Consider the following 24,082-nt stretch of genomic DNA (forward strand, 5'->3'; position numbering starts at 1 on the left):
CATGATGGTCACCCTCTCGGGGAAGCGGCGCCGGTGGGGCGCCCTTCCACGGTCATGCCGGTGCCGCTCCGTCCCCAGTGCCGAGGGGACCGGTGGCGCGGGGCCGAACGGTCCGCTCGCGCGTGGGGCCGATCGGCCCCGACACGGCTCACGCCACGGAGACGTCCGGTCGGACGATCGTCACCGGGCACGGGGCGTGGAGCGCCACCTGCTGGCTCACCGAGCCGAGGAGTGCCCGGCGGAAGCCGCCGCGTCCGCGGCTGCCCACGACGAGCATGTCGGCCCCTTCGGCCGCGTCGACGAGGACCTCGACCGGGTGGCCGTGCACCAGGCGCTCGCGCACCAGGCGGCTCCCCGCCTCGCCGAGGACAGTGCGGACCTCGTCGACGAGCAGCTTCTCGGCCTCCTCCTCGTCGAACTCCGCGTCCACCGCCGGAGCCGACCACGACGCTTCACCCGGGATTTCCCAGGCCGTGACCGCTTCCACCGCTGCGCCGACGAGGCCGGCGTAGGCGACCGCCCAGCGCAGCGCCGTGCGGGACGAGGGCGACCCATCGACGCCCACGACGATCCTCGGAGCCTCGTGTTGCGTGTTCATGCTGTTGGCTCCTTCCTGGACATGCCTCCAGCGTGTACGGGACGGGCGGCCGCCGCCATGTGGGGCGCCGGCCCGGGGAGTCACCGCAGGTGACGAACGCTGCGGGGATCGCTGCCGGTCGCTACGCCGGCGGCGGTCACCGTCAGGCTGCGCCCCCGCGCCGCGGCGGCGCGTGGGCCGGTCGGTCCCCGCCGAGGGGACCGGTCGGGTCTCGTGGACGCATCATGGGGGATGCCGCGCGGATCAGATCGTCGGCCGGCTGCGCGGCGCGCCGCCCCCGCACACCACCTACCTCGTCCACGGCGAGGAGACCGCCTCCGCAACCCTGCGGGCCCGCGTCGACCACGAGCTCGGCTGGACGGCCGTGGTGCCCGGGCCCGGGGAGGCCGTCCTGGTCCGCTGATCCGGGCCGCGCCCGCCCGGGCCGGGGGCCGGCATGCGCGTGGCGCCGGGCCGTTCGAGTATGGGGCCCGGGACGGACGTGCGGCCGGCCGTAACCGTCCTGCGCCGTGGCCGCCGGGGCGGTGCCGGCCCGGGAAGGGGGTTCGACGTGGCCGAGACCGCGGTCGGCACGACGGTCGTCGGGCTGGGCAACGACTTCCGCCGGGACGACGGGATCGGGTGGGCCGTGGTCGCCGCGCTCAGGGAGCGGGCGGCCCGGCGCGAGCTGCCACCGGGGACCGTACTGGCGCAGTGCGACGGCGATCCCGGCCGGCTGCTGGAGCTGTGGGCCGGAGCCGGTCCGGTGATCGTGGTCGACGCCTGCTTCCCGCCCTCGGCACGGCCGGGGCGGGCGTACCGCTGGGACAGCGCGGCGGGCGGCGTCCTGCGTCCGACGGGGGCGGCCCGGCACAGCACCCACGCGCTGGGGCTCTCCGAGGCCCTGCGCCTGGGTGCGGCGCTCGGGCGGGGCCCCGATCGTCTGGTCGTGTTCGCGGTGGAGGGAGTGGACCGCTCGGTGGGACCGGGCATGACACCGGCGGTGGCGGCCGCGGTGCCGCGTCTGGTCCGGCGGGTCGAGGCGGAGATCGCACGGCACGCCGCGCCCCCGGACGGCGGCGCCCGTACGGGCCCCGCGGACGGGACTCGCCGGACGGCCTTCGCGGACGGCGGGCCGCCCGCCTGACACCCTGTCCGTACGCAGTCGCACGCCGTGGCGCCCCGGGGCGCGGGCAGGACCCTGCCCTCCCCCGGAGCGCCGGACGCGCCCCGCACGCCCTCCCGGGCCGCAGGGGCCGCGGAGAAGAGGGCAGGACATGGACGACCCCGACGGCCCCGGAGCGGCCCCCGGCGCAGGAACCGAGGCGGTGCTCGGCCCCGACGGGCTGGAGGCGCTGGTACGGGCCTTGAAGCGCCGCGGCCGCACGGTGATCGGCCCCACCGTGCGCGACGGGGCGATCGTCCTCGACGCCCTGGACTCGGCGGCCGCGCTGCCCTGGGGGTGGGGGGTGGAGCTGGAGGCGGGCCGCTACCGGCTCCGTCCGCGCGCCGACGGGGCGGCCTTCTCGCACAGTGCGGGGCCGCAGTCGTGGAAGACGTTCCTGCACCCCGAGCGCGTCCGCCAGTGGTCGGCCGACCGCGGGCCGGACGGCGGGCTGACCGTGCGCGAGGAGGAGCCGCCGGACCTCTCGTACGCGTTCCTCGGCGTGCGGCCCTGCGATCTGCGCGCCATCCGGATCCTGGACCGGGTGCTGACCGGCGGCCGCCACCGGGACCCCGCCTACGCCTCCCGTCGGACGGGCGCCTTCCTGATCGCGGTCGAGTGCACGGAGCCGGGGGCCACCTGCTTCTGCGTCTCGATGGGCACGGGCCCGGCCGTGGACGCCGGGTACGACCTCGCCCTGACCGAGGTGGTGGACGGCGCCGGCCACCGCTTCCTGTGCCGCAGCGGGACGCGGGAGGGGGCCGGGGTGCTCGCGGAGCTCCCGGGCCGGGCCGCCGACGAGGCCACCCGTTCGGCCGCGGCCGACGGGGTGCGGGAGGCGTCGGAGCGGATGGGGCGGTCCCTGCCGGTGGTGGACCTGCGGACGCTGATGCGGGACTCGCTGGACGCGGACCGCTGGGACGACGTCACGGCCCGGTGCCTGAGCTGCGGCAACTGCACCATGGTCTGCCCCACCTGCTTCTGCACCACCACCGAGGACGTCACGGACCTGACCGGCGACCACGCCGAACGCTGGCGCCGCTGGGACTCCTGCTACGACCTGGACTTCTCGCTCCTGCACGGCGGCCCGGTCCGGGCGAGCCCGCGCAGCCGCTACCGCCAGTGGCTCACCCACAAGCTCGGCACCTGGCACGACCAGTTCGACAGCTCGGGCTGCGTGGGGTGCGGGCGGTGCATCGTCTGGTGCCCCACGGGGATCGACCTCACGGAGGAGGTGCGCGCCTTGCACGAGGAGGCCGCGCGCCCGAAGGGCGCGCCGTGACCGCGGCCGCCGGAGGACCCGCCGCCGCGGGGCTGGCCGGTGCCCTGCCCCCGGAGGGGCGCGAGCTGCTCATGGCCCTGGCCCGCCCCGTCACCCTGCCGGGCGGCGCGCGCGTCTTCGAGGAGGGCGGGGAGGCGGACCGGTTCTGGATCGTCCGCTCGGGCGCCGTCGCACTCGACGTACAGGTGCCCGGCCGGGGGCGTGCCGTGGTCGAGACGATCGGCGCGGGCGGGCTGCTCGGCTGGTCCTGGCTGTGCCCGCCCCACCGCTGGCACCTGGGCGCCGAGGCCCTGGAGCCGACCCTCGCCTGGGAGTTCGACGCCGCCGCGGTGCGCGCCCTGTGCGCCGAGCGGCCCGCCCTGGGCCTGGCCCTCGTGACCGTGGTCGCGGGGACGATCGGGGAACGGCTGCGGGCCACCCGGACCCGGCTGCTCGACCTGTACGGGCCGCAGCGCAACGGGCCCGTGCGGTGACGGCCGTACCGCTGCCGTACCGCGTACGGGACCGGCGGGAGGAGACCGGTGACGTGGTCACCCTCACCCTGGAGCCGGTCGCCGGACGCACGGCGCCGTTCGCACCGGGCCGCTTCGCCATGCTGTACGCCTTCGGGGTCGGCGAGATCCCGGTATCCGTGTCCCGGATCCTCGACGGGGGCGCGCTCGCCCACACCGTGCGGGCCGTCGGCGCCGTGTCGCGGGCCCTGTACGGGCTCCGGCCCGGCGCGGTGGTCGGGGTCCGCGGCCCCTTCGGCACCGGCTGGGACGCGGACCGCGCCCGGGGCGGCGACGTGCTCGTCGTCGCGGGCGGCATCGGCCTCGCCCCACTGCGCCCCCTGATCGACACCGTACTGGCCGGGCCGGAGGCGTTCGGGCGGCTCAACGTGCTCGCCGGTGCCCGTACGCCGGCCGACCTGCTGTACCCCGGGGAGTTCCCGGCGTGGCGCCGGCCCTTCGCGGCCGTCACCGTCGACCGGCCCTCCGCCGGCTGGACCGGGAGGGTGGGGGTCGTCACCGCGCTGCTCGACGAGGCCGCGTTCGACCCGGCACGGACGACCGCCTTCGTCTGCGGCCCCGAAGTCATGATCCGCGCCACCGGCCGCGCGCTCGCCCACCGCGGCGTGCGCCAGGACCGGATCCGGGTCTCCCTGGAGCGCACCATGCGCTGCGCCACGGGCCACTGCGGACACTGCCAGCTCGGCCCCCTGCTGCTCTGCCGCGACGGGCCCGTCATCGGCCACGACCAGGCCGAGTCCCTGCTCTCCGTCCGGGAACTGTGACATGACCACCCCCCACACACCACCGCCGCCGCCCGCCCGGCCCCGTCTCGGCGTCTTCAAGTTCGCCTCCTGCGACGGCTGCCAGCTCACCCTCCTCGACTGCGAGGACGAACTGCTCGGCCTCGCCGCCGAACTGGAGGTGGTCCACTTCGCCGAAGCCTCCAGCGGCGCCGGGCCCGGCCCCTACGACCTCGTGCTCGTCGAGGGCTCGGTCAGCACTCCCGAGCACATCGACCGGATCCGGCGCGTCCGATCCGAGGCCCGCCACCTCGTCACCATCGGGGCCTGCGCCACCGCCGGCGGCGTCCAGGCCCTGCGCAACAACGCCGACGTCGGCGCGTACCTCTCCACCGTCTACGCGCGCCCCGACTACATCGCCACCCTCGCCACCTCGACACCCGTCTCCGCCCACGTCCCCGTCGACTTCGAACTGCGCGGCTGCCCCATCGACCGCGGCCAGCTCGTCGAGGTGATCACCGCCTTCCTCGCCGGGCGCAAGCCCGGCATCCCGAACCACAGCGTGTGCTTCGCCTGCAAACGGCGCGGCGCCGTCTGCGTCACCGTCGCCCACGGCACCCCCTGCCTCGGCCCCGCCACCCACGCCGGCTGCGGAGCCCTGTGCCCGGCGTACGGACGGGGCTGCTACGGCTGCTTCGGACCCGCCGACACCACCAACCTCCCGGCACTCGTCCCGCTGCTGCGCCGTGACGGGATGACCGGGGAGGACGTCGGCAGGTTCCTGCACACCTTCAACACCGCCGCGTTCGCGGCGGTCGAGGAGCGGGGACCCGGCACCACGGACCCGGAAGGAGCCGGATGAGCGAGCCGGCCCCCCGCTCCCGGGTCCTGCGCGTCCCCGCCCTCACCCGCGTCGAGGGCGAGACCGCCCTCCACCTGCGGATCCACGGGTCCACCGTCACCGAGACGCGCCTGGCGATCTACGAGCCGCCGCGCTTCTTCGAGGCCTTCCTCCGGGGCCGGACCCACACCGAGCCGCCCGACCTCACCTCGCGCGTCTGCGGGATCTGCCCCGTCGCCTACCAGATGAGCGCCTGCCGGGCGATCGAGGACGCGTGCGGCGTGCACGTCGACGGGCAACTGGCCGCCCTGAGACGCCTGCTGTACTGCGGGGAGTGGATCGAGAGCCAGACCCTGCACGTCCACCTGCTGCACGCCCCGGACTTCCTCGGCCACGACGACGTGATCGGGCTGTCGCGCACCCACCGGGAGCACGTCGAGCGCGGGCTGCGCCTGAAGCAGGCGGGCAACGCGGTCGTCGAACTGCTCGGCGGCCGCGCGATCCACCCCGTCAACGTGCGCCTCGGCGGCTTCCACCGCACCCCCGACCGCTGCGAACTCCGCCCCCTCGCGGAGCGGCTGCGCACCGCCCTCGACGATGCCTGGGACACCGTGCGCTGGGTCGCCGGCTTCGAGTTCCCCGACGCCGAGTGCGACGCCGACCTGTTCGCCCTCGCCGAAGCGGACACCTACGCCATCGAGTCCGGCACCCCCACCGTGCTGAGGTACGACGATCCGCGCACACCGCGCCCCTTCCCCCTGCGGGACTTCTGCGCGCACGTCGCCGAGGAGCAGGTCCCCTGGTCCACGGCCCTCCACTCGCGCCTCGACGGCCGCCGCCACCTCACCGGCCCCCTCGCCCGCTGGGCCGTCAGCGGCCGCCTCCTCTCGCCGACGGCCCTGGAGGCCGCCCGGGAGGCCGGACTGGGCGTGCCCCCGCAGCCGCCGGGGGCGGCGGACGCCGGCGGGGGCTCCGCCTGCCGCAACCCCTACCGCAGCATCCTCGTCCGGGCAGTGGAAGCCTTCTACGCGGTCGAGGAGGCGCTCCGCATCATCGACGCGTACGAGCCCCCGCCGCGCCCGTACGTCGAGGTACCGGCCCGCGCCGGCACCGGGCACGGAGCCACGGAGGCGCCGAGGGGGCTGCTCTACCACCGCTACGTGCTCGACGGCTCCGGCCGCGTCACCGATGCCCGCCTCGTCCCGCCCACCGCCCAGAACCAGGGTGCCATCGAGGAGGACCTGCGCCGGACCGTCCAGGCCGGCCTCGACCGCGGGGAGGACACCGAGGCCGGCCTCACGCACCTGTGCGAGCGGGTGGTCCGCAACCACGACCCTTGCATCTCGTGCGCCGCCCACTTCCTCGACCTGGACATCGAACGGACACCGGGAGCCGGACCGGCCTGACGGCCCGGCCGCGGGACCCGCGACGCCTCCGGGCGTGGGCCGGAAGGGGCAGCGCCCGGGGCCGCTCGGCCCTCCCGGTGCGGCGGACCGTGCAACAGACTGGGCCGTGGACACGACCTGTACGCCCCCGGCGAGGGCAGCCCCCTTGCCCCTTCCGGTGGCCGATCGCCCCAGGAGCCCGTGATGCCCGCCTTCCGGTACACCGTCAGCGACGTCATGTCGCACACCGCGGTCGCCATCGGCCGCAAAGCCTCGTACAAGGAGATCGTCGAGCTGATGCACCAGTGGAAGGTCAGTGCCCTGCCCGTCCTGGAGGGAGAAGGCCGCGTCGTGGGCGTCGTCTCCGAGGCGGACCTCCTTCCCAAGGAGGAGTTCCGCCGCGCCGACCCTCGGCTCCCCGAACAGTTCGACGAAGCGGCGAAGGCGGAGGCGGTGCTGGCCGAGGACCTCATGTCCAGCCCCGCGGTCACCGTCCGGGCGGACGCCGCGCTCGCCGAGGCCGCGCGCATCATGGCGCGCAGGGCCGTCAAGCGACTGCCGGTCGTCGACGACGTCGGCAGGCTCGAAGGCGTCGTCAGCCGCAGCGACCTGCTCAAGGTGTTCCTGCGTCCCGACGAGGAGATCGAGCAGGAGATACGCCAGCTCGTCCTCGGCGAGCTCCCCCTGCCCGCCCACGTCGAGTTCACCGTGCTCGACGGCGTCGTGACGCTGCGGGGGCCGGTCCGGGACCGTGCCCTGGTGCCCCTGCTGGCCCGGGCGATCCGGGCGGTCGAGGGAGTGGTGGAGGTGCGCACCGACGCGGAGCGGGCGGGGGCCGACGCCGCCTGAGGCCCGCGAGCGGGCCCGCGTGTCCGGCACAGCTCCCTCCGAAGGGGTCACCATGGACCACCGCATCACCGTCGGACTGGACGGATCACCCGAAAGCGCCGCTGCCGCCCGCTGGGCCGCCCGGGAGGCCGGGCTGCGCCACGCGCAGCTGCGCCTCGTCCACGCCGGGGAGCGGCCGGCGCCGAGCGTTCCGCAGGCGGCCGGCGCGGTACGGGCCGAGTGGGCCGAAGCCCTCCTGCGGGAGTCCGCCGCCGCCCTGCGCCGCGTCCACCCGGAACTCGACGTCACCACCGGCACGGTCAGCGGCCCGCCGGCGGCCGCACTGGCCGCCGACGCGGCCGGCTCCGACCTGCTGGTCCTGGGATCCCGCGGGCTCGGAACCCTGGCCGGCTTCGCCGTCGGCTCGGTCGCGAACGCCGTGCTCCACTCGACCGAGCGGCCCGTCGTGCTGGTGCGCAGCGCGGAGGACGCGCTCGCGCACCCGAACGGTGGCCACACCGGGCGCGATCTGGTGGTGGGCGTCGACATCAGCCGGCCGTGCGCCCCCGTGCTCGCCTTCGCGTTCGAGGAGGCGTCACGCAGGTCCTGTGGCCTCCACGTCGTCCATGCCTGGACGCCCACACCGCTGTTCGGCGCCGGAACGGCCTACGATCCCCGCATCCGTGCCCAGCTCCACGAGACCATGGCAGGAGACCTGGAGGACGCCCTGGCGCCCTGGCGGAAGGAGTTCCCGGCGGTCACGGTGACCGCCCGGGCCCCGATGGGGCACGCCGCCCAGAAGCTGCTGGACGCGGGTGCGCAGGCCGGTCTGGTCGTCGTCGGCCGCCGGATCCGCCGCCCGCCCCACGGCGCGCGCGTCGGCTCGACCACGCACGCGGTGATCCACCACAGCGTCTCGCCCGTGGCCGTCGTCGCCCATCACTGAGGCCGGTCCGGACGGGCAGGGGTGGGGCACGCGACGACGGCCACCGCCGGGCACCCCGAGACGGCTGCGCCCGGACGGGATCGCTAGCCTGGGGCGATGAAGATCGCCGTCGACGACCTGTCGGGCCCCGAGATCGCCGCGTTCCTGGCCGAGCACGTGCGCGAGATGCGGTCCATCACCCCGCCGGAGAGCAAGCACGCCCTGGACCTGGAGGGCCTGCGCCGGCCCGGCGTCACGTTCTGGACGGTGACGGACGACGGCGGGACCATCGTCGGCTGCGGCGCCCTCAAAGCGCTGGAGGACGACCACGCCGAGGTCAAGTCGATGCGCACCGCGTCCACGCACCAGCGCGCGGGCGTCGCGTCCCTCCTCCTCGACCACCTCATCGGCGAGGCCCGCAGGACGGGGTACGCACGCCTGAGCCTGGAGACCGGCGCCGCCGACTTCTTCGCCCCGGCCCGTGCCCTGTACGCGAAGTTCGGCTTCGAGCCCTGCGCCCCCTTCGCCGACTACGGGCCGGACCCGCTCAGCGTCTTCCTGACCCGCCCCCTCTGACCCCGGGCCCCCGCCGCGGTGCGGGCGGCCGCCTGGCAGGGCCGCCCGGCGCGCGTTTCACTGGAAGGTGGCGTGCGAGCCGCCGACGCAGGACGGCGTACCCCGGGAGGTCCCGTGACCGCGTACGTGCCACCCCGCTTCGACCCCACCCGCGTCCCCCACCTCCTCGGGGCCTTCGCGCCCGTGTCCGAGGAGGTCGACGTCGTGGACCTGGAGGTGACGGGCGAGCTGCCGGACGCCCTGGACGGCGTGTACCTGCGCAACGGCCCCAATCCGCGCTTCACGCCGATCGGCTCGTACCTGTACCCCGTCGACGGCGACGGCATGCTGCACGGCGTGTGGATCTCCGGCGGCCGGGCCCGCTACCGCAACCGCTTCGTCCGCACCCCCGCCCTGGTGGCGGAGGAACGCGCCGGGCGGGCCCTGTGGGGCGGCCTGGAATCGATGATCATGCCGGACGCCGACCAGGTGGGACCGGAGCTCGCCGGGACCTTGCGGGACATGCCCGACATCAACGTGGTCCGGCACGCCGGCCGGCTGCTGGCCCTCGCCGAGTCCGCCTGCCCGTTCCGCGTCGACGGCCGACTGGCGACACTGGGCCGCGAGGACTTCGGCGGGGCGCTGCCCGCGGGCATCACCGCCCACCCGAAGACCGACCCGGTCACGGGCGAGATGGTCGTCTTCTGCTACGGCCTGGAGCCGCCCTACCTGACCTGGTCCGTCATCGACCGCACCGGCACGGTCGGCCGCGGGCCCACCCCCGTCGACGGGGTCGAGCGGCCGATGATGATCCACGACATGGCGCTGACCGCCCGCTACGCCGTCCTCGTCCTGGCCCCGGCCTTCTTCGACCTGGACGCGGCCATGGCGGGTGGTTCCCTCCTGGCCTGGCGTCCCGAGGAGGGCACCCGTGTGGTGCTCATCCCGCGCGACGGCGGGCCGCCGCGCTGGGCGTCCGACGAGGCGTTCTGGGTGTGGCACACGGTGAACGCGTACGACGACGGCCCCGGCGCGGACGCCCCGGTGGTCCTCGACTACGTGCAGTGGAGCCGGCTGACGGTGGGCGGACCGCAGGAGGACGGCGACGCGGTCGGCGGCGGCCTGGTACGGGCCCGGATCGACCCGGTCGCGGGCAGCATGGCCCGCACCCTGCTGGACGACTCCCGGGTGGAGTTCCCGCGCGTCGACGACCGGCGCATCGGCCGGCGCCACCGGTACGCCGCGCTGGCCACCGGGACCGGACGGGTGGACCTGCTGCCGGGCGAATACGACGCCGTGCGCTGGTTCGACGTCGAGCGGGGTGTCGCCCGCGTCTGGCCGGCCGGGAACCTCTCGGTCGGCGAGCCGGTCTTCGCCCCCGGACCGGGCCCGGCGGACGCCCCCGGCTCCGAGGAGCGGGGGTACTGGCTGACCTTCGCCACCGACCGCACCGACGGGTCGAGCTGGTTCCTGGTCGTCCCCGCCGAGGACCCCGCCTCGGGCCCGGTGGCGCGCGTGCGTATCCCCGTCCGCGTGCCGCTCGGACTGCACGGCTGCTGGCTGCCCGCGCAGGAATGAGCCCCCATCAGACCCCGCCGTGCGCCCGCCGTGCCGCTCCGGTTCTTCGGCCTCGACCCCGGCTTCGGTCTGATCCGCGGCAGCGGTTCCCCACCGTCGCCCGTCACCCCGTCGGGTGGGGCGGGTGCAGGCGGTCGCCGAGGAAGGTGAGGATCGCGTCGCGGGCCCGGATCGTGGGGTGGCCCGCCTCGTCGACGAGGTGGGCCGTGACCACGCTGTGCGGCGTGCCGACCAGGTCGGCGAAGAAGGGCGGCGGCGCCGGGTTGGCGGCGGTGTCCGGGAGGACGCGGCCGTCGAAGGCGTCGCCGAGCAGGGCCCGGTAGGCGGCGAAGCGCTGCCCCGTGCACCAGCGGTCGCCCGCGAAGCGGTGGGCGAGGACGGTCAGTCCGTCGCGTTGGAGGCGGTCGCGCACCGCGCGGGCGTCCGCCGGGTCGAGTTCGATACCGCCCGGGTCGTCGAGCGGCAGCGACGGATGGTTGACCACCGGGGCGATCACGGCCGGCTCCAGGGCCATGGCGAGGGCGAAGTTGCCGGTGAAGCACAGGCCGATCGCCCCCACCCCCGGCCCGCCGCACTCCGCGTGGGCCCGGCGCGCCAGGCCGCGCAGCCAGAGCGTCACCGGACTGGTGCCGCCCCCGGCGAAGGCGCGGAACTCCGCGCTGACGCACGCGCGGCGGACGACCTCGCGGCCGCCCTCGACCGTGGGGAAGGCGCCGTCCGTCCCGAAGAGGGAGGGCACGTGGACGGTGAAGCCCGCGTCGCGCACCCACCGCGCGAGCCGCAGCACGTCGGGGCTGATGCCCGGCATCTCGGGCAGCACCACGACCGCGGGCCCGGCCCCGGCCACGTACACCGTCTTCTCCACCCCCTCCACGGCAACGGTCCGGCGGGTGAAGTCGGTGATCGGATCGTCTTCGGTCATGGGGCCAGCCTGACGCGCGACCGGCTGCAGGGTGAGGGGCGGGATCGCCAGGGCCGGGGGTAATCTCGCCACACCCCCGGGAGGGGGCGGGGCGCGGGACGGCAGGGGGTACGGGTGGGGGCGGAAGACGGGCGGCCGGCGGCGGGCGGCGGCGGGCCGGGCGAGCTGCGGGTCGGGGTCCTCGCGTACCCGGGCTGCTTCGCGTCCGAAGTGTTCGGCGTCCCGGACCTGTTGACGATGGCCGGGCACGTCGCCGGGCCGGCCGCGCCCGGCTACCGGGTCACGGTCGTCTCGCCCCGCCGCCGGGTGACGGCCTCGGGCGGCGCGAGCCTGGACGTGCGGCCCCTGCGCGAGGTCGACGTCCTCGTGGTCCCCGGCTTCGAGCTGCCCGCGGGCGCGGACGTCGGCGCCCTGCTCGCCCGGCTCACCCCGGAGACCGGGGCGATCCGGGCCCAGGCCGCCGCCGGCACCGCCGTCGTCTCCCTCTGCGTCGGCGCGTTCCTGCTCGCCGGGGCGGGCCTCCTCGACGGGCGCCGGGCCACCACGTCCTGGCTGCACGCCGGGGAACTGGCCCGGCGCTTCCCCGGAGCCGACGTACGGCCCCAGCACCTGGTCGTCACCGACAGGGGCGTGACGACCACGGCCGCCTTCAGCGCGATGTACGACTTCGCGCTGGACCTGATCCGCCGGCACCACGGCGCCCGGGTGGCCCGGACCACCGCCCGGGTCGCACTCCTCGACGACGCGCGGGCCTCCCAGACCCCGTACGCCGATCCCCGGCTCCTGCCGCAGCCCGGCCGGGAGTTCTCCCAGCGGGTCATGCGGCGGCTCGACCAGAACCTCGCCGAGCGGTACGACCTCGCCGCCCTCGCGGACGCCTTCCAGGTCAGCACCCGCACCCTGCTGCGCCGCTTCGCCGAGGAGACCGGACACAGCCCGCTGGTCCACCTCCAGGCTTCCCGGGTCCGCCGCGCCCGCCATCTGCTGGAGTCCACCGACCGGACCGTCGCCGCGATCGCCGCGGCCGTCGGATACCGGGATCCCGGCACCTTCGCCTCGCTCTTCGCCCGCCACACCGGCCACCGCCCGCACGCCTACCGGACCGCGTTCCGCCGGCGTCGCGTCGACGGGGCGTCCGCCCGGTAGGCGTCGCACTTCCGCTTCGGCGCCGTCCCCGGCGGCGATTGCGTCGGCCGTACGGGGGAGGTCCGGGGAGGGCGTCGGGGGTGCGGGGCCCGTGGGGGCGTCGGAGGGGTCAGGCTGGGCCGGGGGCGGACGGACCTCCCCCAGCGGACGACAAGGGAGCCCCTCGTGGCCCACGCATCCGACCCGCCACCCGGGCAGGCGCACGGTACGCCGCAGGGCGCGGTCGCCGCCGGCACCCGCTCGCGCGTGAGCCTGCGCGTCAACGGGATCCGCCACGAGCTCGACCTGGACCACCGCGTCACGCTCCTCGACGCCCTGCGCGAGCACCTGGACCTGACCGGCGCCAAGAAGGGGTGCGACCACGGGCAGTGCGGGGCCTGCACCGTCCTCGTGGACGGACGGCGGGCCAACAGCTGTCTGCTGCTCGCCGTCACCCTCGACGGCTGCGGGGTCACGACCGTGGAGGGCCTCGCCGGGCCCGACGGCGCCCTCCACCCGCTCCAGCGCGCCTTCATCGAGCACGACGCCTTCCAGTGCGGCTACTGCACCCCCGGCCAGCTCTGCTCCGCCGTCGGCGCCCTGCGCGAAGCCGCCGCCGGCGACCCCTCGCACGTCACCGCCTCCGGTCCCCCCGCAGGACCCGCCGCGCTGACGGCGGAGGAGATCAGGGAACGGCTCAGCGGCAACCTGTGCCGCTGCGGCGCCTATCCGGCGATCGTCCGGGCCGTCGCCGACGCCGCCGCTGACGCCTCGGCCACCATGACCGGCGCGGACGTGATCGCATGAAGCCCTTCGCCTACGTACGCGCCACCAGCCTCCGCGAGGCCGCCGACGCGCACGCCGCGCACCCCGGTGCCCGCTACCTCGGCGGCGGCACCAATCTGGTGGACCTGATGAAACTCGGCGTCGAGACCCCCACTGCCCTCATCGACGTCTCCCGGCTCCCCCTGGACGAGATCACCGCGCTCCCCGGCGGGGGCCTGCGCATCGGTGCCACGGTCCGGGGCAGCGACCTGGCCGCCGACCCCCGGGTGCGCGCCCGCCACCCGCTCCTCGGGCAGGCCCTGCTCGCCGGCGCCTCCGGCCAGCTGCGCAACGTGGCCACCACCGGCGGCAACCTGCTCCAGCGCACCCGCTGCGCCTACTTCCAGGACCCCGCCAAGCCGTGCAACAAGCGCGACCCCGGCAGCGGCTGCGGAGCCCGGGAGGGTGTCCACCGCGACCACGCGGTCCTCGGACACTCCGAGCACTGCATCGCCACCCACCCCTCCGACATGGCCGTCGCCCTCGCCGCGCTGGACGCCGAAGTCGAGCTGTACGGCGGACCGGACACCACGCGTACGGTGGCGGCCGCCGAGTTCCACCGGCTGCCCGGCGACCGTCCCGAGCAGGACACCGTCATCCGCCCCGGAGAGATCGTCACGGCGGTGCTGCTGCCCGCCGCGGCTCCCGGCGCCGTCTCCTCCTACCGCAAGGCCCGCGACCGCGCCTCGTACGCCTTCGCCCTCGCGTCGGTCGCCGTCGTCCTCGACCTCGACCCCGACGACGGCCGCGTACGCCGCATCGCCCTCGCCTTCGGCGGCCTCGCCCACCGGCCCTGGCGGGCCACCACGGCCGAGGCGATGCTGACCGGGGCCGCGCCGCACCCGGACGCCGTGCGCGCGGCGGTCGACGCCGAGCTCGCCCGGGCGCAGCCCCTGCGCGACAACGCGTACAAGGTCCCGCTCGCCCGCGGCCTCGCCTGCGACACCATCGCCACGCTGGCCGGTGCGCATCCCGGTTCCCCCGCCACGCCGTGAGCGGCGCCACCGACCAGGACAGGACCACAGGACCACGATGAGCCCCACCTCCGCCACCCTCGACACCGCCGCCGCGTCCCTGCTCGGCACCCCCGTCCCGCGGCGCGAAGGCCGGGAGAAGGTGACCGGCGCCGCGCTGTACGCCGCCGAACGGCACCTGCCGCGACGGGCCTACGCCTGGCCGGTGCCCGCGACGATCGCCCGCGGCCGGATCACCGCCGTGGACACGGCCGCCGCCCTGGCCCTGCCCGGCGTACTGGGCGTCCTCACCCCGTACGACGCGCCGCGGTTGGGCCCGTCCGACGACCCCACCCTGCAGCTGCTCCAGGACCTGCGGGTACCGCACCGCGGCTGGTACGTGGCGCTGGCCGTCGCCGACACCCTGGAGGGGGCCCGCGCCGCCGCCGACGCGGTGCGCGTCACGTACGCGGAGGAGCCGCACGACGTCGTCCTGCGCGAGGGGCACCCCGGCCTGTACACCCCGGAGGAGGTCAACGGCGGCTACCCCGCGCACCGCGAACAGGGGGACCCGGACGCGGCGTTCGCCTCCGCGCCCGTACGCGTCGACGTCCGCTACGCGGTGCCGCCCCTGCACAACCAGGCGATGGAGCCGCACGCCGCCACCGCGGACTGGGACGCCGGACGCGGCCACCTCACCGTGTACGACTCCTGCCAGGGCACCACGGTGGTGCGCGCCGTCCTGGCCGGACTGTTCCGGCTGCCCGAGGACCGGATCACCGTCCTGGCCGAGCACGTGGGCGGCGGATTCGGCTCCAAGGGCACGCCGCGGCCCCACGTCGTCCTCGCCGTCATGGCCACCCGGCACTGCGGACGCCCCGTCACCGTGGCGCTGCCCCGGCAGCACATGGCCGCCACCGTCGGCCACCGGGCTCCCACCCTGCACCGGGTCCGGCTCGGCGCCCGCGCCGACGGCACGCTCCTGTCCCTCAGCCACGAGGTCACCACGCACACCTCGCGGGTGCGCGAGTTCGTCGAGCAGGCCGCCGTGCCCGCGCGGGTCATGTACGCGGTCCGGGACAGCCGCACCACGCACCGCGTCGCCGCGCTCGACGTACCGACCCCCTCCTGGATGCGGGCGCCCGGCGAGACCCCCGGCATGTACGCCCTGGAGTCGGCCATGGACGAGCTGGCCGACGCCCTCGGCATGGACCCCGTGGAGCTGCGCGTCCGCAACGACCCGGCCACCGAGCCCGACAGCGGCCGCCCCTTCAGCAGCCGGCACCTCGTGGAGTGCCTGCGCGAGGGCGCGAGCCGCTTCGGCTGGTCCGGCCCCCGGCCGCCCCTGCGGGAAGGGCCGTTCCTGGTCGCGAGCGGGGTGGCCGCCGCCACCTACCCGGTGTACATCGCCCCGGCGGGCGCCCGGGCCCACGCCCGCCCCGACGGGAGCTTCCTCGTCGAGGTCAACGCCACCGACATCGGCACCGGAGCCCGTACGGTCCTCTCCCAGATCGCCGCCGACGCGCTCGGGGTCCCGCTGGACGCCGTCTCGCTGTCCCTCGGCAACAGCGCGCTGCCCCCCGGCCCCGTGGCCGGCGGCTCCACGGGGACGGCGTCCTGGGGCTGGGCGGTGCACGACGCCTGCACCGCCCTGACCGACCGGCTGGCCCGGCACCACGGCCCGCTGCCCGCCGCGGGGCTCTGCGCGTCCGCCGACACGACCCAGTCGGCGAAGCAGAAGTCCCCCTACGCGCGCCACGCGTTCGGGGCGCACTTCGCCGAGGTGCAGGCGGACACGGTCACCGGGGAGGTACGGGTCCGCCGGCTGCTGGGGGTCTTCGCCGCGGGACGCGTCCTCAACCCGCGTACGGCCCGGTCCCAGTTCATCGGCGGGATGGTGATGGGGCTGGGCATGGCGCTGACCGAACACGGCGGCCTCGACCCGGTGTTCGGCGACTTCGCGGAGCGCGACCTGGCCTCCTACCACGTGCCGGTGAACGCCGACGTCCCCGCCGTCGAGGCCCATTGGATCGACGAGCACGACAAGCACCTCAACCCGATGGGCAGCAAGGGCATCGGGGAGATCGGCATCGTCGGCGCCGCGGCGGCCATCGGCAACGCCGTGAGCCGGGCGGCCGGCCGCCGCCTGCGCGAGCTGCCCCTGACCCCCGACCGGGTCCTGGCCGCCCTCGCCGGCGGGGGCGACCCCGCCGAGGGGGCATGAGGGAGGGGGCGCGGCTGCCCGGTCCGGCGGCGGAGGGGGGAACGAGGACGGGATCCGACCTACTTCGCCCGTAGTGTCGTCGCGTCACCAGGAACCGGCAGACAGGACGTGGCGATGCAGCACACCGCACCCCAGGGCTACACCAGCGTCGCGCCGTGGGTCGTCACCGACGACACGGGCGCGCTGCTCGACTTCATCACCGCGGCGTTCGGCGGCGAGGAGCTCGCCCGGGTGCCCGTCGCGGACGGCACCATCGGACACGGCGAGATCCGCGTCGGCGACACGGTCGTCCTGGCCTTCGACCGCCGGCCCGACTGGCCCGCGATGCCCGCGCTGCTGCGCCTGTACGTCCCCGACGCGGACGCCGCCATGGCCGCCGCCGTCGCGCACGGGGCGACGGTCGTCACCGAGGTCACCGACAGTGCCTGGGGCGACCGGGGAGGGAGGGTACGGGACCCGTTCGGCACCATCTGGTGGGTGATGAGCCGGACCGAGGACGTCGCGCCGGAGGAGGCCTGGCGGCGGCTGTCCCGGCCGGAGTACGCGCGGGCGATGCGCATCGCCCAGGAAACCCTGGACGCCGAACTCGGCGGACGGGAATCCGGAGCGTCCAGCGCCCCGCAACGCCCGGCCCCCTGACCTCGCGACGCCCCGGACCGGTCCGGCCTCCTCAGTCGGTGTCGCCCAGTTCCGGGTAGTGGCCGCGCTGGTAGGACGACAGGCCGGAGGTGCTCAACTGGCCGGCACTCCGGCAGATGGGGCAGACCCGCCTCGTGGCGCACTCCGCGCATCGGCCCCGGCGGCCGGACGGGCGGACCAGCCACCCGCGGCCGCCGCATCCGGGCACAGGCCGAGGCCGTCGCACTCGTAGCAGAGGACGTAACCGGGGGTGAGGGTCTGCGGCGTTCGCACCGGCTCCGGCTCCGGCTCGGGCTGCCGGACGGGTTGCGGCGGACCCGGTACCAGCGCCGGCGTCCGTCCGCGGAACGACACGGCGGGCGTGTCCTCGCTCGTCAGGATGCGGATGTCGTTGCCGTCCCGGTGCGCGACGACCACGGTCCACAGGATCCCGTCGTCGTGCTCCTGTGACACGGTGACGTCCCAGCCGGCCGCGCGCAGGAGGAGGACCGCGCGGGAGGACGTCTCGGCAGCGGTGGCCTTCCGCGGGCGCTCGCCCTGGTACCACGTCGCGTAGCGGTGGCGCAGCGGCTCGCCCCGTTCGTCGAGCGCCTTCGGCTCGTCGAGGGTCAGCCGGCGCAGGTGCACGCGCACGGTCAACTCGGTGATGAGCGCAACCAGTTGCGCGCGCAGGGACCGGTCCAGCCGGTCCGGTTCGTCGCGCGCCCGCGCACTCTGATCCATGTCGGCCCCCTGGATCCGGAACGTACCACAGGGCGGGACGGGGCCTCTTCCTCGACTCGAGTCGGAAGCGCGGCGGCGTCATCCGCCGTCGGCGACCCGCAAGGCAGCCAGGGGTGCGCGGCGCGGGGCATCCGGAACGTTCCGGGTTCCGCGCCTCCTCCCCCACGGCCGACGCCCCGGAGGGGCCTGCGACCGTGCGCCGCCAGGGTCAGGCGGAGGTGGTCCAGGCGCTCGTCAGACCGTCGAGCCATGCGGGCGGCAGTTCCGCGGCGTCCCACTGCTCCCGCAGCGCCTGCGGGGAGGCCAGGAGGCGTTCCAGGACGGCGACGCTCGTCGCGGAGTGCAGGAGCGAGTAGCGGCCGTGCACCTGGGTGGCGCTGTGCGGTCCGAACTCCGCGAACAGCCGCTCGAGCCGGCCGCGGTGGAGCGTGGCGAACTCCGTCAGCCGTCCGGCGTACCCGGCCCGCTGCCGGGGGCTCATCGTCCCGAGCACGGCGACGAGCACCTCTTCGGTCACCTCCGGGTCCAGCTCCGACACCGCGGTGAACGACAGGTACAGGGGGGTGACCGCGACCTTGGCCCGCTCCACCTCCATCCGCCGGGCCCGAGGATGCGCACCGGCCCCGCCCTGGTCCCCGTCGGGCCCCGCCACCCCCGCCAGGGTCCGCTCGGCCACGGCGCCGAGCTCCTGGACGAGGGCCTCGGCGCCGTCGAGCCAGCCCGCCCGGTACTCCTCGCCCTTGTCCCCCGGGACGCTCGGCCCGGCGCCGTCCAGTTCCTCGTGCGCGAGGGCCAGGACACCCGCCTCGACGAGCCCGATCAGCTGGCGCGCGTCGCCGGAGGGGACCCCCGCCCGCGCGAGGAGCTGGAGCAGCGTCGTCCTCGCGTTGTCGACGCTGACCGCGTCCGGCCACCGGCGTCCCTCGTGGGCCGCACTCATCCGCTCCTCCTCATCGCCCGGTAGTGCAGTGTGCACAAAGAGATCGTTCCCGGCAACGTTCCGGTCCCTGCGAGCAGGGGACGCGGTACCCGTACGGGCCGGGCCGGCGATCGGGGCGTGCGGCGTGCGCCGCTATGCGTGGGCCACGACTTCACCGGACGTGACCTGGGGCGGGTTCGGGAGCAGGGCCGCGAGGTGGTCCCGGACGAAGTCCGCAGCGGTCCCGATCGACGCCTCGGCGCCGGCCCGGTCCTGGAAGACGCTGGTCGAGACCATCACCCCGTCCCCGGCATCGATCCAGTAGTAGGCCACGAAGCCGGGGACCCCGCGCATGAGCGGCACGAACCCCTCGCTCACGATGCGTGCCGCCTCGGCGGGATCCGTCACTCCTTCGTACCGGCGGACTGCTGCGTACACGGCTGGCTCCTCGTCGGCTGGGCGCGGTCGTCGCCAGGAGCACGTACCCGCGCGGCAGGTGCCCCGATTGCACCTGGTGCGGCTTTCACCGCCAGGCACCCGTTCCCTGAGCCGAACGGCGCCTTCGGGCCGGGCGGGTCAAGGGGAGGCGGCCGGTGACGGCTCGGCCGCCGACAGCGGCGCGGCGATGTCCTCCAGCGAGCGGCGCTCCGCCCTGACCGCCAGGAACGCCGCCACGAGGCCGGCGGCGCACATCAGTGCGGCGCCGATCCGGAAGGCGAGTGCGGTGTCACCGACCACGCCCGACCCGGTGAGGTCGGCGAAGATCAGCGGGCCGCTGATGCCTCCGGCGGCCGTGCCGAGGGCGTAGAAGAACGCGATGGCCACGGCGCGGGTCTCCATGGGGAAGACCTCGGAGACGGTCAGGTACGCGCTGGAGGCGCCCGCGGAGGCGAAGAACAGGACCACGCACCAGCAGGCCGTCAGGGTCGCCGCCGTCAGCGAGCCCCGGTCGAACAGCCATGCCGTCCCGAACAGGAGCAGGCCGGAGAGCAGATAGGTGGAGGAGATCATGATGCGGCGTCCGGCCGTGTCGAACAGCTTGCCGAGCAGCAGCGGGCCGAGGAGGTTGCCGACCGCGATGACGGCGAAGTAGTAGCCGGTGCGGCCCGTCGGCACGTCGAAGAACGTGGTGAGGACGGAGCCGAAGCCGAAGGTGACGGCGTTGTACAGGAACGCCTGGCCGATGAAGAGCGACAGGCCGAGGAAGGCGCGGCGCGGGTAGCGCGCGAACACCGTCTTCGCGATCAGGCCGAATCCGATGCTCTCGCGCTGGTGGACGGTGATCTCCCCGGCGGGCGGCGGGAGGCGCTCGCCCTTCTCCCGTTCGATCCCGCGCTCCACGGCGGACACCAGCTCGTCGGCCTCTTCCCCCCTGCCGTGGATGAACTGCCATCGCGGGCTCTCCGGAACGTGCCGGCGGACGAGGAGGACGACCAGGCCGAGGACGACGCCCAGGGCGAAGCTGATCCGCCAGCCGAGGTTCTGCGGGAAGAGGTCGGTGTCGAGCATCACGAGGGACAGCAGGGCGCCGCCGATCGCGCCCAGCCAGTAGGTGCCGTTGATGACGAGGTCGACCCGCCCCCGGTACAGGGACGGGATCAGCTCGTCGACCGCCGAGTTGACGGCCGCGTATTCACCGCCGATGCCGAAGCCGGTGAGGAACCTGAAGAGGAAGAACCACCAGGACTCGAACGACAGGGCCGTCATCGCCGTCGCGCCCAGGTAGACCGCCAGGGTGATCAGGAAGAGCTTCTTGCGGCCGTAGCGGTCGGTCAGCCACCCGAAGAAGAGGGCCCCGGAGCACGCGCCCGCCACGTAGAGGGCGGCGGCGACACCCGTGACCTGGGCGGCGGTGATGTCGAGGCCGCTGCCCTCCTCGGCCAGGCGGCCGGCGACGTTGCCGACGACGGTCACCTCGAGTCCGTCGAGGATCCAGACGGTGCCGAGGCCGATCACGATCATCCAGTGCCACCGGGACCACGGCAGGCGGTCCAGGCGGGCCGGGACGGCCGTGGTGACGGTGCCCGTGGTGGTCGCCGGCGCGGTCGCCGGCGGCACGGCGGTGGACGGCGGATCGGCTGTCATCGTTCCCCGGATCCCTCCTCCTCGGCATTCCCCCTGCCCTGCCGTGTGCCCCGGGTCGGGTCCCGCATGCGGCCCCCGGTGTGGATCGGTTCGTGCAGTTCGGGACGGGGACGTCGCCGCCGGTGCAGTCGGTCGGCCGGTTGTTCCTGACGACGCTGGTCGTCAGCGTGACGGCGTCGCCGCTGTCGCGGATGCCTCCCGGGGCGACGGCGGCGGTGTTGACGATGCCGAAGGTGATCGTCGTCGTGCCGGACTCACGCGGTGCCCCCGGCACCGCGGTCGCGGTCACCGTGGGCCGGGGGCGGCGTCGGCGATGCCTGCCCTCCCCCGGTCCGGCGTCCACCGACCGGACGCGCACTCCCCCCGGACGGGGTAACCGCTTGGGCCCGACAGCCGACAGCCGGGCTCGACGGCCTCCGCGAACGGATCGGACGGCCGTTCGCCTGCCGACGGCTCCGGCGGACGGCCGGGACGGGCGCGTGCCCGACGTCGGCGGCCCTCGCCCGGAACACGCTGACCATGGCGATCGCCGGCCGGCACGCCCGGGGCGGGTAGCGTGCGCAGCGGATCCGGAGGGCCGGCCGGGGCGTCGGCCCCGCCGGGCCGGGCGCCCGCGCCAGGATGGCCGGTAGGAGCAGCCCCCGCTGGGTAGGCCGGAGGGGCGGGAGGATCGCGGCGGCGGCAGGAGGGCGTGGCCGGTCGCGTCCTCCCCTGCGGCACGGACACGGAACAGCGCGGATCCCGTCGGAAGTCCCCAGCGGTACGGAGGAGCGAGCGGATGTCGAATGAGCGAGCGGGTCAGCAGGCGCGAGCGGAGGACCTCGTCGACGTGTCCCGGCTGGTGACCGCGTACTACGCCCTGCACCCCGACCCCGCCGATCCGGCCCAGCGGGTCGCCTTCGGCACCTCGGGGCACCGCGGCTCGTCCCTGGCCACCGCCTTCAACGAGGACCACATCGCCGCGACCAGCCAGGCCATCTGCGAGTACCGGGCCCGGCAGGGCGTGGACGGGCCGCTGTTCCTCGGGGCCGACACGCACGCACTGTCCGAGCCGGCCCGGGTGACGGCGCTCGAGGTGTTCGCCGCCAACGGGGTGCACGTCCTCCTCGACGCGGAGGACGGCTACACCCCGACGCCCGCGGTCTCCCACGCCATCCTCACCCACAACCGCGGGCGCGCCGGCGCCCCGGCCGACGGGGTGGTCGTGACCCCCTCGCACAATCCGCCCGCGGACGGCGGGTTCAAGTACAACCCGCCCCACGGCGGGCCCGCCGGGTCGGACGCCACCGGCTGGATCCAGGACCGGGCCAACGAGATCATCGTCGGCGGCCTGAAAGAGGTCCGGAGGCTGCCGTACGCGCGGGCGCTCGCGGCTCCCACCACCGACCGGTACGACTTCCTGGGGGCGTACGTCCGCGACCTGCCCTCCGTGCTCGATCTGGACGCCGTCCGGGCGGCCGGCGTGCGGATCGGCGCCGATCCGCTCGGCGGGGCGTCGGTCGCCTACTGGGGGCGGATCGCCGAGGAGCACCGGCTCGACCTGACCGTCGTCAACCCGGAGACCGACCCCACCTGGCGGTTCATGACGCTGGACTGGGACGGGAAGATCCGCATGGACTGCTCCTCCCCGCACGCCATGGCCTCGCTGATCGAGGGCCGGGCCCGGTTCGACGTCACGACCGGCAACGACGCCGACGCCGACCGGCACGGCGTCGTGACCCCGGACGGCGGCCTGATGAACCCCAACCACTACCTCGCCACCGCGATCGACCACCTCTACCGCCACCGTGACGGATGGCCGGCGTCCGCGGGCATCGGCAAGACCATGGTGTCCTCCGGGATGATCGACCGGGTGGCCGCCGACCTCGGCCGGGAACTGGTGGAAGTCCCGGTCGGCTTCAAGTGGTTCGTCGACGGGCTGGTCGGCGCCACCCTAGGGTTCGGGGGTGAGGAGTCCGCGGGGGCCTCGTTCCTCCGGCGCGACGGGTCGGTGTGGACCACCGACAAGGACGGCATCCTCCTCGCCCTGCTCGCGTCCGAGATCCTCGCGGTCACGGGTCAGAGCCCCTCCGAGCGGTACGCCGCGCTCACCGCCCGGTTCGGCACGCCGGCGTACGCCCGCGTCGACGCACCGGCCACCCGGGAGGAGAAGGCCGTCCTCGGCCGGCTGTCCCCGCAGCAGGTCGCCGCGGACACCCTGGCCGGGGACCCGGTCACCGGCGTGCTCACCAGCGCCCCGGGCAACGGCGCGGCGTTCGGCGGGATCAAGGTGACCACCGACCACGCCTGGTTCGCGGCCCGCCCCTCGGGCACGGAGGACGTCTACAAGATCTACGCGGAATCGTTCCGGGGCCCCGACCACCTCGCCGACGTCCAGGAGGCGGCGCGCGCGGTGGTCTCCGCGGCCCTGTCCTCCTGAAGCGGGCGGACTCCGCCCGGCGGCGGTTGCGAGCCCGTTCGCGGGGTAAGGGCGGCCGTGGAACACGGAAGAGGGGGCGTCATGTCCGAGGAAACAGAGGCCGTCGTCGAAGCGGCACTCGAGCCGCACGAGCCGTCGGCGGGCGAGGTCGAGGCCCGCAACCGGGTGCGGGCCGAGGCCGCTGGTATGACCCGTCATCAGGCGGTGACCGAGCTGGAGCGCGTCCTGGACGCGGTCGGCGACGCGGCGGCAGCCGACGCGCCCACCCGGGCCGCCGTGGCGGAGTGGCACCGGATCACCGAGCTCCTCGCCGGCCACGGCGGCCCGTACGTCCCCGAAGCCGACCCGTACGCACAAGGCCAGCTGGCCGCGCGCCACCGCTGACCGGCGCCCCCTCCTCGTGCCGCGCCAGGCCGGCCTTCGACACGGCCGGCCCCGGCCCCCTGCGGACCGCACGAAGCGGGCCGCAGGGGGCCGGGTTACGGGACGGCCGTCACGCCGTCCCCCGCCGTGAGGGTCAGACCGCTTCGGTGGGGAGGCCGGACTCGACCCAGTCCTGGATGCCCTCGCGGTACTTGCGGACGTTGGTGTAGCCGAGGGTGGTCAGGCGGTCGGCGACCTGCCCGCTGTTGGGGCAGGCCGGGTTGGAGCAGTAGGTGACGATCGCCGCGTCGAGGTCGGGGAGCACGGCGGACGCCCGGCTGTCGACGTCGGCCGGGACCAGCGCCAGGGCGCCGGGGAGGTGCTGCTGGGCGTAGTACTGGCCGCCGAGCGTGTCGACGACGGTCACGGCGCCGGCCCCGATCGCCGCTGCCAGCTCGTCACGGGTGATGAGTGCGGTCATGCCACTGCCTCCAGAGGAATCGGACTACAGTCCT

Annotated in this window: 25 protein-coding genes; 18 read left to right on the top strand and 7 right to left on the bottom strand. The window is 75.4% G+C overall.

Annotated features, from left to right (window positions below):
• Positions 1-148 precede the first annotated feature (148 nt).
• Positions 149-598 carry a universal stress protein gene (locus tag AB0469_RS22815; RefSeq protein ID WP_366453253.1) on the bottom strand — a complete coding sequence of 150 codons (450 nt, stop codon included), beginning with the start codon at positions 596-598 and terminating at the stop codon, positions 149-151.
• 172 nt (positions 599-770) lie between these two features.
• On the opposite strand from AB0469_RS22815, the gene AB0469_RS22820 reads away from it, so the two are divergent.
• The 11 genes from AB0469_RS22820 to AB0469_RS22870 all read left to right on the top strand — a co-directional run bounded on the left by AB0469_RS22820 (position 771) and on the right by AB0469_RS22870 (position 10,370).
• Complete coding sequence (locus AB0469_RS22820; protein ID WP_366453254.1) at positions 771-1,001, top strand: MBL fold metallo-hydrolase RNA specificity domain-containing protein; 231 nt, start codon at positions 771-773, stop codon at positions 999-1,001.
• A gap of 147 nt (positions 1,002-1,148) precedes the next feature.
• On the top strand, positions 1,149-1,724 hold the full coding sequence (locus tag AB0469_RS22825) for a hydrogenase maturation protease (RefSeq protein ID WP_366453255.1): 576 nt from the start codon (positions 1,149-1,151) through the stop codon (positions 1,722-1,724).
• A 130-nt stretch (positions 1,725-1,854) separates the two neighbouring features.
• Positions 1,855-3,024 (top strand): 4Fe-4S dicluster domain-containing protein, encoded by a 1,170-nt coding sequence (locus AB0469_RS22830; RefSeq protein WP_366453256.1) that lies wholly within the window; start codon positions 1,855-1,857, stop codon positions 3,022-3,024.
• A complete protein-coding gene (locus tag AB0469_RS22835) occupies positions 3,021-3,497 on the top strand; it encodes a cyclic nucleotide-binding domain-containing protein (RefSeq protein ID WP_366453257.1) in 477 nt (158 codons plus the stop codon). The genes AB0469_RS22830 and AB0469_RS22835 overlap by 4 nt, the downstream gene beginning before the upstream one ends.
• Entirely contained in the window at positions 3,494-4,300 is an 807-nt protein-coding gene (locus tag AB0469_RS22840; protein WP_366453258.1) for an FAD/NAD(P)-binding protein, read from the top strand. Before AB0469_RS22835 ends, AB0469_RS22840 begins: the two co-directional genes overlap by 4 nt.
• A 1-nt stretch (position 4,301) precedes the next feature.
• On the top strand, positions 4,302-5,120 hold the full coding sequence (locus AB0469_RS22845) for an oxidoreductase (RefSeq protein ID WP_366453259.1): 819 nt from the start codon (positions 4,302-4,304) through the stop codon (positions 5,118-5,120).
• Positions 5,117-6,505, top strand: coding sequence for a nickel-dependent hydrogenase large subunit (locus AB0469_RS22850; protein WP_366453260.1), 1,389 nt, complete (start codon positions 5,117-5,119; stop codon positions 6,503-6,505). The genes AB0469_RS22845 and AB0469_RS22850 overlap by 4 nt, the downstream gene beginning before the upstream one ends.
• 183 nt (positions 6,506-6,688) lie before the next feature.
• Positions 6,689-7,333 (top strand): CBS domain-containing protein, encoded by a 645-nt coding sequence (locus AB0469_RS22855; RefSeq protein ID WP_366453261.1) that lies wholly within the window; start codon positions 6,689-6,691, stop codon positions 7,331-7,333.
• A 52-nt stretch (positions 7,334-7,385) separates the two neighbouring features.
• Entirely contained in the window at positions 7,386-8,258 is an 873-nt protein-coding gene (locus AB0469_RS22860) for a universal stress protein (RefSeq protein ID WP_366453262.1), read from the top strand.
• Between the two features lie 96 nt (positions 8,259-8,354).
• Positions 8,355-8,813 carry a GNAT family N-acetyltransferase gene (locus AB0469_RS22865; protein WP_366453263.1) on the top strand — a complete coding sequence of 153 codons (459 nt, stop codon included), beginning with the start codon at positions 8,355-8,357 and terminating at the stop codon, positions 8,811-8,813.
• A gap of 114 nt (positions 8,814-8,927) precedes the next feature.
• A complete protein-coding gene (locus AB0469_RS22870; protein ID WP_366453264.1) occupies positions 8,928-10,370 on the top strand; it encodes a carotenoid oxygenase family protein in 1,443 nt (480 codons plus the stop codon).
• A 103-nt stretch (positions 10,371-10,473) separates the two neighbouring features.
• Here AB0469_RS22870 and AB0469_RS22875 read toward each other — a convergent pair whose 3' ends face one another.
• On the bottom strand, positions 10,474-11,292 hold the full coding sequence (locus AB0469_RS22875; RefSeq protein ID WP_366453265.1) for a dienelactone hydrolase family protein: 819 nt from the start codon (positions 11,290-11,292) through the stop codon (positions 10,474-10,476).
• 114 nt (positions 11,293-11,406) lie between these two features.
• Here AB0469_RS22875 and AB0469_RS22880 point away from each other — a divergent pair, with 114 nt between their 5' ends.
• The 5 genes from AB0469_RS22880 to AB0469_RS22900 all read left to right on the top strand — a co-directional run bounded on the left by AB0469_RS22880 (position 11,407) and on the right by AB0469_RS22900 (position 17,058).
• Positions 11,407-12,438, top strand: coding sequence for a helix-turn-helix domain-containing protein (locus AB0469_RS22880; RefSeq protein ID WP_366453266.1), 1,032 nt, complete (start codon positions 11,407-11,409; stop codon positions 12,436-12,438).
• Positions 12,439-12,684: 246 nt separating this feature from the next.
• A complete protein-coding gene (locus AB0469_RS22885) occupies positions 12,685-13,224 on the top strand; it encodes a 2Fe-2S iron-sulfur cluster-binding protein (RefSeq protein ID WP_366453321.1) in 540 nt (179 codons plus the stop codon).
• Entirely contained in the window at positions 13,221-14,237 is a 1,017-nt protein-coding gene (locus AB0469_RS22890; RefSeq protein ID WP_366453267.1) for a xanthine dehydrogenase family protein subunit M, read from the top strand. The genes AB0469_RS22885 and AB0469_RS22890 overlap by 4 nt, the downstream gene beginning before the upstream one ends.
• 37 nt (positions 14,238-14,274) lie before the next feature.
• Entirely contained in the window at positions 14,275-16,419 is a 2,145-nt protein-coding gene (locus tag AB0469_RS22895) for a xanthine dehydrogenase family protein molybdopterin-binding subunit (protein WP_366453268.1), read from the top strand.
• A gap of 114 nt (positions 16,420-16,533) precedes the next feature.
• Positions 16,534-17,058, top strand: coding sequence for a VOC family protein (locus AB0469_RS22900; protein WP_366453269.1), 525 nt, complete (start codon positions 16,534-16,536; stop codon positions 17,056-17,058).
• 93 nt (positions 17,059-17,151) lie between these two features.
• Here AB0469_RS22900 and AB0469_RS22905 read toward each other — a convergent pair whose 3' ends face one another.
• The 4 genes from AB0469_RS22905 to AB0469_RS22920 form a co-directional block, all read right to left on the bottom strand.
• The gene (locus AB0469_RS22905; protein WP_366453270.1) at positions 17,152-17,781 is read right to left on the bottom strand and encodes a hypothetical protein; all 630 of its coding nucleotides are present in this window, start codon (positions 17,779-17,781) and stop codon (positions 17,152-17,154) included.
• Between the two features lie 208 nt (positions 17,782-17,989).
• Positions 17,990-18,721 (bottom strand): hypothetical protein, encoded by a 732-nt coding sequence (locus tag AB0469_RS22910; protein WP_366453271.1) that lies wholly within the window; start codon positions 18,719-18,721, stop codon positions 17,990-17,992.
• A gap of 132 nt (positions 18,722-18,853) precedes the next feature.
• Complete coding sequence (locus tag AB0469_RS22915) at positions 18,854-19,138, bottom strand: hypothetical protein (protein ID WP_366453273.1); 285 nt, start codon at positions 19,136-19,138, stop codon at positions 18,854-18,856.
• 138 nt (positions 19,139-19,276) lie between these two features.
• A complete protein-coding gene (locus AB0469_RS22920) occupies positions 19,277-20,785 on the bottom strand; it encodes an MFS transporter (RefSeq protein ID WP_366453274.1) in 1,509 nt (502 codons plus the stop codon).
• Between the two features lie 778 nt (positions 20,786-21,563).
• Here AB0469_RS22920 and pgm point away from each other — a divergent pair.
• Entirely contained in the window at positions 21,564-23,204 is a 1,641-nt protein-coding gene (gene pgm / locus AB0469_RS22925) for a phosphoglucomutase (alpha-D-glucose-1,6-bisphosphate-dependent) (RefSeq protein ID WP_366453275.1), read from the top strand.
• Between the two features lie 81 nt (positions 23,205-23,285).
• A complete protein-coding gene (locus AB0469_RS22930; RefSeq protein ID WP_366453276.1) occupies positions 23,286-23,588 on the top strand; it encodes a hypothetical protein in 303 nt (100 codons plus the stop codon).
• A gap of 133 nt (positions 23,589-23,721) precedes the next feature.
• Here AB0469_RS22930 and AB0469_RS22935 read toward each other — a convergent pair whose 3' ends face one another.
• Positions 23,722-24,048, bottom strand: coding sequence for a rhodanese-like domain-containing protein (locus tag AB0469_RS22935; protein ID WP_366453277.1), 327 nt, complete (start codon positions 24,046-24,048; stop codon positions 23,722-23,724).
• Positions 24,049-24,082 lie beyond the last annotated feature (34 nt).

The organism is Streptomyces sp. NPDC093801 (genome assembly GCF_040701585.1).
GTDB lineage: Bacteria > Actinomycetota > Actinomycetes > Streptomycetales > Streptomycetaceae > Streptomyces.